Origin of the sequence: Microbispora sp. NBRC 16548, assembly GCF_030268985.1 — a bacterium.
In the GTDB taxonomy this organism is placed as follows: Bacteria; Actinomycetota; Actinomycetes; order Streptosporangiales; family Streptosporangiaceae; genus Microbispora; species Microbispora catharanthi.
Window position 1 is genome coordinate 368,784 of the sequence record NZ_BSSF01000008.1, and the last position, 14,432, is coordinate 383,215.

Below are 14,432 nucleotides of genomic sequence, written 5' to 3' on the forward strand. Positions count from 1 at the left end.
ATGTCGGCATGAAGTCAAGTGCGACCATCGGCATCGGCGAGGCGGCCGCCCGGTTCGGCCTCGCGACGCACGTCCTGCGGCATTGGGAGTCGATGGGACTGCTGACGCCCGCCCGGGTCGCGGGCGACCGGCGCCGTTACGGCCCCGACGACCTCTTCCGCGTGGCCGTGATCCTGCGGGCGAAGGAGGCCGGGCTCGGCCTCGACGAGATCCGCGAGATGATCGCCACCCGCGCGGCGTCCGAGCGACGGGAGATCCTCCGCCGGCGGCAGGCCGAGCTCCGGCGGCGCATCGAACAGGCCCGCGCGGCGTTGGAGGTGGTCGAGTGCGCGCTGGGCTGCGACCACGACGACGTCACCGGCTGCGCGCACTTCCAGCAGGCGGTACGCGAGCGGATCGGCCTGCCGGCTCCCGCGTTGCTCACCGACGCCCTATGAAGGGAACGGTCATCCGGCGGCGTCCCGGTCCTCAGGGCCCGGCACCGTACGGAGGGTGATGACGATCGCGGCGATCCACAGCAGGGCCGACAGGCCGCCGGCCCACCGCAGGCCGGCGGTGAACCTCACGGCGTCGGCGGGGTCCTGCACGATGGCGCCGAGGACGGCGACGCCGAGCGCACCGCCCGCCTGCCGGGCGGTGTTGTTGACGCCCGAGGACAGCCCGGGGCGGGAGGGGGGCCCGGCGCGCAGCGCCGCCGCGACCACGGACGCGGTGAGCAGGCCCATGCCCAGGCCGAGGCCGAGGAGCGCGGGGAGAAGCGCCGCGTAGGGGCCGGTGGGGGTGACCAGCGCCAGGCAGGCGGCGCCGGCCGTGCCGAGCAACAGCCCGCCCAGCATCGGGAGCCGGGGCCCGTAGCGGGCGGCGAGCCGCCCGGTGATCGGCGCGCACAGCGCGAGGGGGGCGAACAGCGGCAGCAGCATGGCGCCGGCGGACAGGGCGTCGTGGTGGCGGACACCCTGCAGATACAGGGTGACGACGAAGACGAAGCCGATCCCGACGAAGTTCATCAGGGCGGCGACGGCGTTGGCACCGACGAAGCGGGAACTGCCGAGGACGGACGGCGGGAAGAGGGGGTCGACAGCCCGGCGCTCCCACCGGGCCAGGGCCGCCGTGCCGAGCACGGCGACCACGGCGGCTCCCGCCGTCTGGGCGGAGACGCCCGAGTGGCCGTAGGCGATGGCGCAGTAGGTGAGGGCCAGCAGGGCGACGGCCGCGGCGAGCACACCCGGGACGTCCAGCCGCCGGTCGGGTGCGGGCTCGTCCCTGCCGACCCGGCGGAGGGTGAGCACGACGGCGACCGCGACGACGGGCAGGTTGACGAGGAAGACCGAGCGCCAGCCGGCGAGGGTGACGAGCAGGCCGCCGAGCACCGGGCCGCAGGGCAGCGCCAGGGCGGACACGCCCGCCCAGACACCGAGGGCGCGGGCCTGTTCCGCGCGTTCGGGGAAGGTCGTGTTGACCACGGCCAGGGTGCTGGGCAGCAGCAGTGCGGCGGCGAAGCCCTGCAGGGCGCGGGCCGCGACCAGCGTGCCGACGCCGGGGGCGAGGCCGCACAGCAGGGAGGCGGCGCCGAAGAGGGCGAGCCCGGCGACGGCGACGGCACGATGTCCGAGCCGGTCTCCCACGACGCCGGCGGCGAGCAGGCACGCGGCGAGGACGACGGTGTAGGAGTCGACGACCCACTGCATGCCGGGCAGGCCGGTGCGGAGGTCCGAGCCGATGTGCGGCAGGGCGACGTTGACGACGGTCACGTCGAGTTGCACGAGGAACATGCCTGCGCACATCACGACGAGGATCGTCCGGCGTCTCCGGCGCACCGCGGCCGGGTCGGGGCCGGGGATGGTAGGGGAAGTTCTCGTCGACGACATACGTCATCGCTGCCCGAGGTAGGTTCGGTCAACGCCGAAGCGTGGCGGTACCGGTTCCACGGCGACCGCCCGGCCGTATGGAGCGGCCCGCGGGCGGGCGCCGCGAGGCGGCGGAGGGGCCGAGCCGAGTCAGCCGAAGAACCGGATCAGATGCGTGACGACCGCTTCCGCCCGTTCCTCCGGGATGTGGTGACCGGCCGCCGTCCGCCACCTCGGCCAGGGGACTATCGGGCGTGGAGCGCGAGCGTTCCGAGCACATCGGTGAGCCGGGCGCGGAAGTCCGCGTCGGCGACCGATCCGTCCGCCCCGACCGCGTCCCTGGCGACCGGCAGGCGTACGCAACACTCATCGACGATCACGGCGTCCACGTAGCCCAGGACCTTCGCCAGCTCCGCGTAGGCGGCATCCCCCCGCCCCGGAGCGGCGACGTTGATCCAGGCCACCGGCTTGCGGTTGAGCTCGCCGCCGCCGACCGTCCAGTCGAGCAGGTTCTTGAAGCTGCCCGGCAGGGCTCCGGCGTACTCGGGCGTGCTGAACACCACGGCGTCGGCCGCGGTGATCCTCTCCCGCAGCACCCGCACCGCGGGATGCGGATGCCCGGGATCCTCATCGGGGGTGAAAGCGGGCAGGTCGGCCAGCGCTTCGTACAGCACGGCCTCCACCTCGTCCGGCGCCGCCAGGACGGCGGTCCGCAATGCCGCGGTGTTGGTCGAGGAACCCCTGGTGCTCCCCGAGACGAGCAGCACACGCACCGCCTGACGCGACTCACCCATGAGGGCCGCCCCTTCCTGATCGACGACCGCAATGTACATGCCGCTCTTCCGCACCCGTCGCGCGAGGGGTCGCGCTTCGGCGACATGCTCGCCGCGCTCTGGCGTGCCGTCCCGCCGGCCGGCGACGCGCGAGCGGGACGGTCGTGATCGGGATTCCGGACTTCAGGGGTGGGCGCGAAGGGCGGCGAGGAGCCAGGCGAAGTCGTCCGCGTGGGACGGCTTCGGCTCCCGGCCGTTGATCACGGCCATGAGATGCCGGTAGCGCTCGGCCTCGGCGAACAGGCCGGCCTCCAGGCGCTCCGTGACCGCCGCCCGGCCGTCGGCGTCCATGTCGCCGAGCAGGCGACCGACGACCTCGGCGGCCTCGGGCGAATCGGGGCGCATCCCGTTCTCCCGGGCCTCACCGACCTGCCAGGCGACCTTTTTCGCGAACCACATGAAGGCCCCCGGCTCCTGCCCGGCGCGGTTGCGCGTGTTGTGCTCCACCATGTCGCGCATCCGCCGCCGGAAGCCCGGGTCGCGGACGAGCTCGGCGAGCTCCACCCAGGCGTCCACCTGCTCGGGCGTGGGGTCGTCGGGCAGGCCGATCTCGGTGTGCCGCAGCCGGTTCCTGAGCTCCGGATCGGCGTCCAGGCCGCCGAAGACCTCGTCCACGAAGTTCTCGATGACGCGCCGCCGTTCCTCGGCGGACAGCCGTGCCAGATCGTTCAACAGTTTCGTCTCCTCCGTGCCGGACCGCCGCCTCGCGACGGTGCTGAGCACCGCGCGCCTGATCCGCAGGGTGCGGATCTGCGCGTCCAGTGCGTCCACATGGACGGCGGCGACGTCGGCCAGGGTGACCTTCCGCTCCAGCACCCGCCGTACGTCGTCCAGGCCGAGACCGAGATCCCGCAGCGTCCTGATGAGCTCCAGCCTGACCACGGCGCCGGCGTCGTAGAGCCGGTAGCCTCCCTCGCTCCGCTCCGCGGGCGGCAGCGCGCCGACGTCCGACCAGTACCGGATCGTGCGCACCGGCATCCCGGTGCGGCGGGAGAGCCATCCGATGGTGAACAGCCCCTCGTCGTCCATGACACCGAGTCTGGTCTCTCCACCGGCTGGAGACTCAAGGGCCGGTTCTCACGGCTATGCCGCGGGCCCGCGAGTCTCTAAGGTGGGGCATTGATCACGTGAACGCAGGAGGACCGGGTGAGCGAAGGCTCGGCGGACGGCCCCGGCGAGGAGCACCGTCCCAAGCTCGACACGAGCGTGCCGCACTCGGCACGCATCTGGAACTACTTTCTGGGCGGCAAGGACCACTTCACCGTCGACCGCGAACTCGGCGAGCAGATCCGGCAGGCGTACCCGGGCATCGTCGACATCGCCCGGCAGTCGCGCGGCTTCCTCGGCCGGGCCGTACGGCACCTGGCGGGCGAGGTGGGCATCCGGCAGTTCCTCGACATCGGCACCGGCCTGCCGACCGCCGACAACACCCACCAGGTGGCGCAGCGGGTGGCGCCGGAGTCCCGGGTCGTGTACGTCGACAACGACCCCCTCGTGCTGGTGCACGCGAACGCCCTGCTGATCAGCAGCCCGCCCGGCGTGACCGACTACATCGAGGCCGACGTACGCGAACCGGACAAGATCTTGAACGCCGCGTCGAAGACGCTCGACTTCGGCGAGCCGGTGGCGCTCATGCTGCTGGGGATCATGGGCCAGGTGCTCGACGACGAGGAGGCGTACGCGATCGTGCGTCAGCTCATGGACGCCCTGCCGTCCGGCAGCCACCTGGTGTTCGAGGACGGCACGAAGGTCGTCCTGCCCGAGGCGGCCGACGAGGCGGAGCGCATCCGCGCCGAGGGCGGCGACCCCTACCGGTTGCGGACGCCCGAGCAGATCGCGCGCTTCTTCGACGGCCTCACGCTGCTGGAGCCGGGGGTGGTGTCGGTGTCGCGGTGGCGGCCCGGCCCCAGCCAGTTCGGGGAGGCGTCCGAGGTCGACGCGCTGTGCGGGGTCGCCCGCAAGGACTGACCTCCGACGCGCACCCCCCTGCGCGCCGCGCGCCTGCGTCACCGCCCTTTGCCTGGGGTAGGAGTTCCAGGACGGGGGACGGGAGGGGCATGGCTGAGATCGGCGCGCTGCTCGACGCGCTCACGGACGCGATCAGCTCGCAGGACGAGGAGCGGGTGGTCCGCTGTTTCACCACGAGGGCCGTCTTCGTCACGCCCGCGGGGGTGATGGAGGGTCACGAGCAGATCGGCTGGTACTTCCGGCAGCTCTTCACGGCGTTTCCCGACATGCGCAACGAGATCACCGCACGGGCCGTCCTCGACGACACCATCATCACGGAGTGGACGTTCAGCGGCACCCACACCGGGGTGCTGCTGCTGCCGGGCGGCACGGAGGTGATGGGCACCGGCCGCCGCGTGGTCTTCCCGGCGGCGGGCGCCTACACGATGGGCGACGACGGCGTGTTCGCCAGCGGGCGGGTCTACTACGACCAGTTGGCGTTCTACCGTCAGACGGGCTGCGACCTGCGTCTGCGCAGGACCGCCTGATCTCCCCATACTGGAGCGTGGACTCCGGCCCGCCGCTGCGCGACATCGGCTGCTTCGCCCTCGTCGCCCGGCATCTCAGCTTCTCCCGCGCCGCCGCCGAACTGGGCGTCTCCCAGCCCGCCGCGAGCCAGGCCGTCGGCCGTCTCGAGCGCGCGCTCGGGGTCCGCCTGTTCGAGCGGACCAGCCGGGAGGTCCACCTGTCGCCGGCCGGCAAGACGCTGCTGCCGTACGCCGAGGCGTTGCTGGAGTCGGCGGCCGCCTTCTCGGCCGAGGCGAGGCGGCTCGCCGCGCCGGAGGGCGCCGGTGTCCGCCTGGCCTATCCCCCGCCGGCGGGCGGCCTCGCGGCGCGGATCGCCCGCCGGATGGCACGCCGTGATCCCCCGGCCGAGGTGGAGCTGTGCCCGGCCGGCCGGGCCGCCGCCGTCGCGGCCCTCGCCGCCGGCGAGGTGACCGCGGCCATCCTCGCCGCCCCCTTCCCGCGGGAGCTGACCACCGCCGCCCGTTTCCACGTGCCCGTCCGGCACCTGGCCGTACCGGCCGGGGACCCGCTCGCCGGCCTGCCCCGCCTGCAGCCCGAACGGCTCGCGCGGCACCGCGTCCTGCTGCCGCGCGAACGCCCGCCCGGCGGGATGTGGGCACGGCTCGCCGCCCGCGTCGGGCCACACCGGCAGCACGTGGTGGCCGACGAGATCGACGACTTCGCCGCCGCGCTCGACCTGGTCGCGGCCGGCGTCGGCCTGCTGCCCACACCCTCCCTGGTCGTCACGTCCGTCCGCAGGGACGACGTCGCCTTCGTCCCCCTGGACGCGGGTGACCTTCGCCTGACGTACGCGCTCGCGTGGCGGGGCGAACGGCTGTCGGCCGGGTTGATGGCACTTGTGCGGACGGCGCAGGAGTGCCTCTGGACGAGGTAGCCCGCGGGGTTCCCGGCGGTGATGCGAGAAAGTTTCACGCCGCCCGCCGGAGCGGGACCGTCCGGGTCCCCGGAGAATCAGCAGGTGACCGGGGTGAAGTCACGGATTTGCCGACACGGTGTCGCCATTTCCTGACGGAGGATTACTTGAACTCTTGACTATGGGTACTTCTGTGAGCATTCTTGGGGCTACGCCGCCCTGCGCGTATTCGCCGTCGAATTAGCGCGGCGCGGCCGCCGTGGTCCACAGCCGAACCGCCGAAGCCGCCAGCGACGATGCTGCTCATTTCGGGCTTTGACCAGTGGTTCTGGGGCTTTTGCTCGCACCTCCGCGCGGCTTCACGCCGCCGGACGTCCAATTCGCCGACAATGTGAGCCACGGAGCACAGGAAATTACGGCCGATTTACTTCGCCATTACTGCGAATAGGCGACGGCCGGAGTTTCCCGTTTCACTTCCGCCGGATCTCGGCTTTTCCGGCGCGTTCCCATCGGCCGACCCGGATCGCGCCGCGCGTATGCGGCGCGGCCCGTCCGGCAGGCACGACAAGAAGGTGATCACATGAAAACGGACCAGATCAGGGGCCCAGTCCTCTCGCTTTTCCGCATCGTGACGGGGCTGCTGTTCGTCTGCCACGGCGCGGCGACGATCTTCGGCGTGCTGGGCGGCAACCGCGGCACCGGTCACGCCCTTGCCTTCGGCACGTGGCCGGGCTGGTGGGCGGCGGCCATCCAGCTGGTCTTCGGGACGCTCGTCCTCGTCGGGCTGTTCACCCGCGTCAGCGCGCTGCTGTGCTCCGGCTCGATGGCGTACGCGTACTTCACGGTCCACGCGCCGCAGGGCCTGTTCCCGATCCGGAACGGCGGCGAGGCGGCGGCGATGTTCTGCTGGTCGTTCTTCCTCATCGTGGTCTTCGGGCCCGGCGCCTGGGCGCTGGACACGCTGATCCACCGGATGCGGCACCACGAGATCGACACGTACGCGCCCGCGCCGGCACAGGCGTAGCCACACCGCGCCGCCGCCCGTAGGGCGAACTCAGCGCCGGGTCCGGCACGACCCGTGCGGGTGACACCTCGCGGCCGGACGTCCTGGGCGTCCGGGCGCGAGGCAGGCGGGCCGCTTCCGATGGCACACAGTCCGACACTCATTCACCGCCGGTTCGGCAGGACGGCGCTGCCCGTGGCGACCCTGGTCGTCGCCGGAGTTCTCCTCGCGGGTGTGCTCATGTCGCTGCTCCGAGCGCCGCGCCGAGTTGAAAGTTTCAGCTCCGCGACGTGCCCTCGGCCGTCCTGACCTGGACGTACTGCTCCGTGACCGGAGCGTGCTTGGATCGCGCCGCCTCGCGTACGCACGATCCGGGCGGGAGCCCTCCCGAGATCGTCCCGCCCGTTTCCGGGGCGGCCCCGCACGGCGGGGCCGGCCCGTCGTCCTTTCCGAGGGGCACGTGATGCGACTACCGCGACGGCTGCTGAGCGTGAGCACGGCGACCGCACTGGCCGGCGCCCTGCTGGCCGTCACCTCGACTTCCGCCCCCGTTGCGGCCGCCGGTGAAAGTGGCACGGTCAATTATGGGGAGGCGCTGCAGAAGTCGTTCCTGTTCTACGAGGCGCAGGAGTCGGGGCACCTCCCGTCCACCAACCGGGTGACCTGGCGGGCCGACTCGACCGTCAACGACGGCAAGTCCGCCGGGGTGGACCTGTCGGGCGGCTTCTACGACGCGGGCGACCACGTGAAGTTCGGCTTCCCGATGGCGGCCATGACCACGACGCTGGCCTGGGGCGGCGCGGACTACCGGGCGTCCTACGAGCGCTCGGGCCAGTTGCCATACCTGCTGAACACGCTCCGGCAGGCGGGCGACTACTTCATCCACGCCCACCCGGAGCCGAACGTCCTGTACGTCCAGGTCGGCGACGGCGGTGAGGACCACTCCTACTGGGGGGCACCGGAGACCGTCGAGGCCAAGGGCCACAAGCGGCCGGTCTACAAGATCACCGCATCGTGCCCGGGCACCGACGTCGCCGCCGAGACCGCCGCCGCGATGGCCGCCTCGTCGATCGTCTTCCGGCCGACCGACCCGTCGTACGCCGACACGCTGCTCACCCACGCCAAGCAACTGTTCACGTTCGCCGACACGACCAAGGGGACGAACGGCCGCGACACGGCGTACGTGAACTGCGTCAGCGCCGCGCAGGGGTTCTACAACTCCACCGGCGAGGGCGGGCAGGTCGAGGGCGCCACGAAGATGTACTGGGACGAGCTGGCCTGGGCCTCCGTCTGGCTCTACCGGGCCACCGGCACCGCGGGCTACCTCGACCGGGCGCGCGAGTTCTACCCGAAGATGGGCGTCCAGGAGGACCCGGGCAGCAACGGACAGCAGGTGCCGGTCTTCAACTTCGGCTTCGGCTGGAACGACAAGCAGTACGCCGTCTACGAGCAGATGGCCGAGCTGACCGGCGAGCAGAAGTACAAGGACGACGTCCAGCGCTACCTTGACTACTGGACTGTCGGATACAAGGGCAAGAAGGGCACGATCACGCCCGGCGGCCTGGCGTACATCTTCTACTGGGCCTCGCTGCGCATGGCCGCCAACACGGCCTTCGTCGCGATGAAGTACGCCGACTTCCTCGGCTCGGGCGACCCGCTCTACGCGCGCTACCACGACTTCGGCAAACTGCAGATCGACTACGCGCTCGGCGACAACCCCCGGCACTCCAGCTACATGATCGGCTTCGGGACCAACCCTCCGCGCAACCCGCACCACCGCGGCGCGCACGGCTCCTGGACCAACGCCGGTCCCGACGGCGAGCCCGCCGTCAGCAGGCACGTCCTGTACGGCGCGCTGGTCGGCGGCCCGGACGGCGCCGACGCCTACACCGACAGCCGCGGCGACTACGTCAAGAACGAGGTCTCCCTCGACTACAACTCCGGCATCACCAGCTCGCTCGCCGCCCTCTACGGCAAGTACGGCGGCTCGCCCCTGTCCACGCTGCCCCGTGAGACGCCCGACGGCCCGGAGTTCTATCTGGAGCCGACGATCACCAACACGACGCGGGAGACGGCGGCCAAGACCTTCGTCGTCAACAAGTCGGCCTGGCCGGCGACCGTCCTGGACAAGGCGAAGTTCCGCTACTACTTCACCCTGGACGGCTCGACGACGGCGAGCCAGGTCACGGTGAGCACGTCCTACACGCAGTGCAAGCAGCCCACCGGGCCACACCTGCTGGAGGGGCGCACCTACTACGCCGAGGTCGACTGCACCGGCACGCTCATCTTCCCCGGCGGCCAGTCGGAGTACCGCCGCGAGGTGCAGCTCCGCATCGGCGTCGCCGACGGCGCGACGTGGGACCCGTCCAACGACTGGTCGGCCAAGGGCGCGGACCACATGACCCTGTACGGCAACGACGGCCGCCTCATCTGGGGCACGCCGCCCGGCGCCGAGCCGTCGCCCAGCCCCAGCGTCTCCCCGTCCGCGTCACCCTCGCCGTCACCGTCCGCGTCGCCGTCCGTGTCGCCGTCCGTGTCGCCCTCAGCGTCCCCTTCGGCGTCGCCGTCGCCCAGCCCGTCGGCTTCGCCGAGCCCGTCCCCCTCGCCCAGCCCGTCGCCGTCACCGTCTCCGTCGCCGTCGCCGTCGCCGTCTCCGTCGGCCGGTGGCGGGTGCAAGGTGACCTATGGCACGAGCGACTGGGGCGGCGGGTTCACCGCGACCATCACCATCGCCAACACCGGCACGACCGCGATCAGCGGCTGGACACTGAAGTTCACCTTCCCCGGCACCCAGAAGATCACCCCGCCCGGCTGGTCGGCCACCTGGACCCAGACCGGAGCCAACGTCACCGCCGCCAACCTCGACTGGAACACGACCATCACCCCCGGACAGTCCATCCAGATCGGCTTCAACGGCACCTACACCGGCACCAACCCCAAACCCACCGCCTTCACCCTCAACGGCACCACCTGCTCCTGAGACGAGGCCATCCATGAGACTCCTGTCCCTGGGCGGGGTGGCCGCCGTACTGGCCGCCCTGCTCGTCCCGGGCCCGGCGCCCGCCCAAGCGGCGAGCTCGTACAACTACACCGAGGCCCTGCAGAAGTCGATCTACTTCTACGAGGCGCAGCAGTCGGGCAGGAAGCCCGCCTGGAGCCGGGTGGAGTGGCGCGGCGACCGCACGCTGAACGACGGGAAGGCCGCCGGGGCGGACCTGTCCGGCGGCTGGTACGACGCGGGCGACCACGTCAAGTTCGGCTTCCCGATGGCGTTCACCACGACCATGCTGGCCTGGGGGCTGGTCGAGAACCGCACCGGCTACGGGACCCAGCTCACGCCCATGCTGAACAACCTCAAGTGGGCCACCGACTACCTGATCGCCGCCCATCCCGATCCGGAGACGTTGTACGTCCAGGTGGGCGACGGCAGCGTGGACCACGCGTACTGGGGTCCGCCCGAGGTGATCGACATCAAGGGCATGTCGCGGCCGGTCTACAAGATCACTCCGACGTGCAAGGGCACCGACGTCGTCGCCGAGACGGCGGCGGCCATGGCGGCCTCCTCGATGGCCTTCCGGCCGACCGACCCGGCGTACGCCGACACCCTGCTCACCCACGCCAGGCAGCTGTTCACGTTCGCCGACACGACCAAGGGCTCCAACGGTCAGGACACGGCGTACACGAGTTGTGTGCCGGGCATCTCCGGCTACTACAACTCGACTTGGGAGGGCGGCTCCGACCACCCGGGCGCGACCAAGATGTACTGGGACGAGCTGGCCTGGGCGGCCGTGTGGCTCTATCGGGCCACCGGCACCGGGAGCTACCTGGACAAGGCCCGCGAGTTCTACCCGAAGATGGGCAGCGAGCCCGACGTGGGCCAGGGCGCGGGCGGAACCACCGTCGCCGCCTACAGCTTCGGCCTCGGCTGGAACGACAAGGAGTACGGTGTCTACGCGCTGATGGCCGCGCTCACGGGCGAGCAGCGATACAAGGACGACGTCCAGCGCTACCTCGACTACTGGACCACGGGATACAAGGGCAAGAAGGGACCGGTCACCCCCGGCGGCCTGGCGTACGTCTTCAACTGGGCGTCGCTGCGCATGGCGCTGAACACCGCCTGGGTGGCCCTCGTCTACGCCGACCACCTCGGGCCCGGCGACCCGCTCTACGCCCGCTACCACGACTTCGCCAAGCGGCAGGTCGACTACGCGCTCGGGGACAATCCCCGCCACTCCAGCTACATGGTCGGCTTCGGGACCAACCCGCCGACGCACGTCCACCACCGCGCGGCCAGCGGCCAGTACCTCGGCTACATGAGCGACACCACCGGCCCGAACCTGCACGTCCTGTACGGCGCGCTCGCCGGCGGCCCGGACCAGACCGACGCCTACACCGACAGCCGCACGGACTACGTCCGCAACGAGGTGGCGATCGACTACAACTCCGGCATCACCAACGTGCTCGCGCGGTTCGCCGAGGAGTACGGCGGGACACCGGTGGCGGGCTTCCCCGCCCCGGAGCAGAAGTACGAGGAGATCTACGCCGAGACCGGCAACGTCTACAGCGGTGTGGACGGCACCTCGCTGACCGTCACCATCACCAACACGTCGAACTGGCCGCCGCGCGTCCTCCAGTCGGGCAAGGCGCGCTACTACTTCACGCTCGACGGCTCGACCTCCGTCTCCCAGGTGAAGGTGACCGGCGGAGACAGCAACGGCTGTGCCGTGACCGGGCCGACACTCGCGCAGGACCGCACCTACTACGCCGAGGTGGACTGCACGGGCAAGCCCATCTATCCCGGCGACGCCCAGCTCTACCGGCGCGGCACGCAACTGCGGATCTCGGTGCCGAACGGCGCGGCCTGGGACCCGGCCAACGACTGGTCGGCGTCGGCGGCGTCGCACGTGCCGGTGTACGACGGGAACACGCTGGTGTGGGGCACGCCGCCCGGCGGCACGTCCAGCCCGTCCCCCTCGCCGTCGCCCTCCCCTTCTCCGTCTCCCTCGCCTTCGCCCTCGCCGTCGTCCTCGCCTTCACCCTCGGTGGACACCACGCCGCCGAGCGCGCCCACCGGGCTGTGGGTCTGCGGGGCGGACTTCGTCAACGCCGTCCCGATGTGCTGGACGGCCTCGACCGACGACACCGGGGTCACCGGCTACGACGTCTACATGAAGCAGGGCTCCGGCTTCACCAAGATCGGCTCGTCCACGTCCACGCTGTACGTCGCGGACAAGCTGGTGGCCGGGACCAGCTACACGTTCTACGTCGTGGCCAGGGACGCGGCCGGCAACACCAGCCAGCCCTCGGCCACGCTCACCGCGACCGCCCAGTCCGGCCTGCCCAGCCCGTCGCCCAGCCCGTCGGCTTCGCCCAGCCCGTCCCCCTCGCCCAGCCCGTCGCCGTCACCGTCTCCGTCTCCGTCTCCGTCGCCGTCTCCGTCGGCCGGTGGCGGGTGCAAGGTGACCTATGGCACGAGCGACTGGGGCGGCGGCTTCACCGCGACCATCACCATCGCCAACACCGGCACGACCGCGATCAGCGGCTGGACACTGAAGTTCGCCTTCCCCGGCACCCAGAAGATCACCCCGCCCGGCTGGTCGGCCACCTGGACCCAGACCGGAGCCAACGTCACCGCCGCCAACCTCGACTGGAACACGACCATCACCCCCGGACAGTCCATCCAGATCGGCTTCAACGGCACCTACACCGGCAGCAACCCCAAACCCACCGCCTTCACCCTCAACGGCACCACCTGCTCCTGATCCCCCACCCGCGGTCCGGCGCGCTCCGGCGCGCCGGACCGTCCGCAGAGAGGTGACTTCCATGTCCGTCCAGGGTCTCGGTAAAGCCGCAGCTGTGCGAGCCGCTCTCCTGGGGGCCGGCCTCGCAGGCGCCGGGCTCGCCCTCGCCGCCGCGGCCCTCCCCCGGCCTCCGCGGCGGCCGAGGACACCACGCCGCCCAGCGCGCCGGGGACGCTGCGGGACTGTCCCCTGCCCGCGGCCCCCGGATCGAGCCTCGGCATCGGCGTGTCGCTGTGCTGGGGCGCCGCGACCGACGACGTCGGCGTCACCGGCTACGACATCCAGGTGAAGCAGAGCGGCGCCTTCACCACCATCCGGACCACGACCGATCCGGGTTCCATCGTCAGCGGCCTCACCCTGGGGCAGTTGTACACGTTCCGAGTGGTCGCCAGGGACGCGGCGGGGAACGCGGGCCCGCCGTCGAACGAACTGACGGCCAGTGCGAACTATCTGAGCGGCATGCCGCCCTCCAGCCCGCCGCCCAGCCCGTCACCGGTCGACCGGACCCCGCCGACCCGCCCCGAGGGCCTGGCCACACAGAGCGTCTACGTCAACGGCGCGGTCGGCCTGCTCTGGCCGCCGTCCACGGACGACGTCGGGATCTCCACCTACGAGGTCTACGTGTGGACCGGCGGCGCCTTCCAGCGCGCGCAGCAGGCCACGCTCGACATGCGGGCCGACCAGGTCACAGCGATCGTCCCCGGCCTCACGGCGGGGCGCGACTACCTGTTCTACGTGGTGGCCCGGGACCGCGCGGGCAACCTCAGCGCACCCTCCGACCTGGTCCGCGCCCGGGCCATGGTCGAGCCGCCCGCCGCCAGCCCGAGCCCCGGGACGGACACGACGCCGCCCGGCACCCCGACCGGGCTGACCTCCGTGACCGGGATGGACATACCCGGCGGAGTCTTCCTCGCCTGGTACACCGTCAGCGACGACAGCGGAGTCCCGCCCCGTTACGACCTGTTCCGCCGGACCGACCACGGCTACGCCTACGAGGGCGAGAACGGCACGCCCCGTGACATCGTCTCCGGCCTCGAAGGAGGCAAGCCGTACACCTTCCAGGTCGTCGCCCGCGACGCCGCCGGAAACCTGAGCAACCCGTCGGCGCCGTACACGGCCATCGCGCAGCCCGGGGGAACGTCCTCACCCAGCCCGTCGCCGTCCCTCGGCCTGTCGCCGTCCCCCAGCCCGTCGCCGTCCCCGTCGGCCGGGTCCGGGTGCAGGGTGACGTACGCGACCACCACATGGGGCAGCGGATTCACCGCCACCGTCACGATCACCAACACCGGCACCGCCGGCATCGACGGATGGAAACTCGGCTTCAGCTTCCCGCTCGCCTCCCAGCGGGTCACCAACGGATGGTCGGCCGTCTGGACCCAGTCCGGCACCGCTGTCACGGCCGAGAACTACGAATGGAACAAGACCATCAAGCCGGGCCAGTCGCTGTATCTCGGCTTCAACGGCGCCTACACCGGTGAGAATCCCAAACCGGCCGCCTTCACCCTCAACGGAAGCGCCTGCACGACGACGTGACACGCCGCGACTGACGCCGTCTCCGTC

Annotated in this window: 11 protein-coding genes; 8 read left to right on the plus strand and 3 right to left on the minus strand. The window is 71.5% G+C overall.

The genetic code is table 11. The annotated features are described in order from the left end of the window. Positions 1–8: 8 nt before the first annotated feature. Entirely contained in the window at positions 9–437 is a 429-nt protein-coding gene (locus QSK36_RS24350) for a MerR family transcriptional regulator (RefSeq protein WP_285783988.1), read from the plus strand. A 9-nt stretch (positions 438–446) separates the two neighbouring features. On the opposite strand, the gene QSK36_RS24355 is transcribed toward QSK36_RS24350, so the two are convergent. The 3 genes from QSK36_RS24355 to QSK36_RS24365 form a co-directional block, all read right to left on the minus strand. After that, complete coding sequence (locus QSK36_RS24355) at positions 447–1,772, minus strand: MFS transporter (RefSeq protein ID WP_285783989.1); 1,326 nt, start codon at positions 1,770–1,772, stop codon at positions 447–449. A gap of 320 nt (positions 1,773–2,092) precedes the next feature. Beyond that, positions 2,093–2,641 (minus strand): NADPH-dependent FMN reductase, encoded by a 549-nt coding sequence (locus tag QSK36_RS24360; protein ID WP_285783990.1) that lies wholly within the window; start codon positions 2,639–2,641, stop codon positions 2,093–2,095. Between the two features lie 162 nt (positions 2,642–2,803). Further along, complete coding sequence (locus QSK36_RS24365) at positions 2,804–3,709, minus strand: helix-turn-helix domain-containing protein (RefSeq protein ID WP_285783991.1); 906 nt, start codon at positions 3,707–3,709, stop codon at positions 2,804–2,806. Between the two features lie 117 nt (positions 3,710–3,826). Between QSK36_RS24365 and QSK36_RS24370 the strand changes: the two genes are divergently transcribed. The 7 genes from QSK36_RS24370 to QSK36_RS24400 all read left to right on the plus strand — a co-directional run bounded on the left by QSK36_RS24370 (position 3,827) and on the right by QSK36_RS24400 (position 14,405). After that, positions 3,827–4,648 (plus strand): SAM-dependent methyltransferase, encoded by an 822-nt coding sequence (locus QSK36_RS24370; RefSeq protein ID WP_183535194.1) that lies wholly within the window; start codon positions 3,827–3,829, stop codon positions 4,646–4,648. Positions 4,649–4,737: 89 nt separating this feature from the next. After that, a complete protein-coding gene (locus QSK36_RS24375) occupies positions 4,738–5,175 on the plus strand; it encodes an ester cyclase (RefSeq protein WP_183535192.1) in 438 nt (145 codons plus the stop codon). A gap of 17 nt (positions 5,176–5,192) precedes the next feature. Further along, entirely contained in the window at positions 5,193–6,089 is an 897-nt protein-coding gene (locus tag QSK36_RS24380) for a LysR family transcriptional regulator (protein ID WP_183535190.1), read from the plus strand. 559 nt (positions 6,090–6,648) lie between these two features. Next, positions 6,649–7,092, plus strand: a complete 444-nt coding sequence (locus QSK36_RS24385) for a DoxX family protein (protein ID WP_285783992.1) — start codon at positions 6,649–6,651, stop codon at positions 7,090–7,092. A 442-nt stretch (positions 7,093–7,534) separates the two neighbouring features. Next, positions 7,535–10,051: a glycoside hydrolase family 9 protein gene (locus tag QSK36_RS24390; protein ID WP_285783993.1), complete on the plus strand. Its 2,517-nt coding sequence runs from the start codon at positions 7,535–7,537 to the stop codon at positions 10,049–10,051. A gap of 13 nt (positions 10,052–10,064) precedes the next feature. Beyond that, positions 10,065–12,833 carry a glycoside hydrolase family 9 protein gene (locus QSK36_RS24395; RefSeq protein ID WP_285783994.1) on the plus strand — a complete coding sequence of 923 codons (2,769 nt, stop codon included), beginning with the start codon at positions 10,065–10,067 and terminating at the stop codon, positions 12,831–12,833. Positions 12,834–13,097: 264 nt separating this feature from the next. Continuing rightward, a complete protein-coding gene (locus tag QSK36_RS24400) occupies positions 13,098–14,405 on the plus strand; it encodes a cellulose binding domain-containing protein (RefSeq protein WP_285783995.1) in 1,308 nt (435 codons plus the stop codon). Positions 14,406–14,432: the final 27 nt, after the last annotated feature.

Bases quoted from the DNA above. Each gene is read 5' to 3' on its own strand.
- QSK36_RS24350 (WP_285783988.1), top strand. From the start codon at position 9: ATGAAGTCAAGTGCGACCATCGGCATCGGCGAGGCGGCCGCCCGGTTC.
- QSK36_RS24355 (WP_285783989.1), bottom strand. From the start codon at position 1,772: ATGTTCCTCGTGCAACTCGACGTGACCGTCGTCAACGTCGCCCTGCCG.
- QSK36_RS24360 (WP_285783990.1), bottom strand. From the start codon at position 2,641: ATGGGTGAGTCGCGTCAGGCGGTGCGTGTGCTGCTCGTCTCGGGGAGC.
- QSK36_RS24365 (WP_285783991.1), bottom strand. From the start codon at position 3,709: ATGGACGACGAGGGGCTGTTCACCATCGGATGGCTCTCCCGCCGCACC.
- QSK36_RS24375 (WP_183535192.1), top strand. From the start codon at position 4,738: ATGGCTGAGATCGGCGCGCTGCTCGACGCGCTCACGGACGCGATCAGC.
- QSK36_RS24385 (WP_285783992.1), top strand. From the start codon at position 6,649: ATGAAAACGGACCAGATCAGGGGCCCAGTCCTCTCGCTTTTCCGCATC.
- QSK36_RS24390 (WP_285783993.1), top strand. From the start codon at position 7,535: ATGCGACTACCGCGACGGCTGCTGAGCGTGAGCACGGCGACCGCACTG.
- QSK36_RS24395 (WP_285783994.1), top strand. From the start codon at position 10,065: ATGAGACTCCTGTCCCTGGGCGGGGTGGCCGCCGTACTGGCCGCCCTG.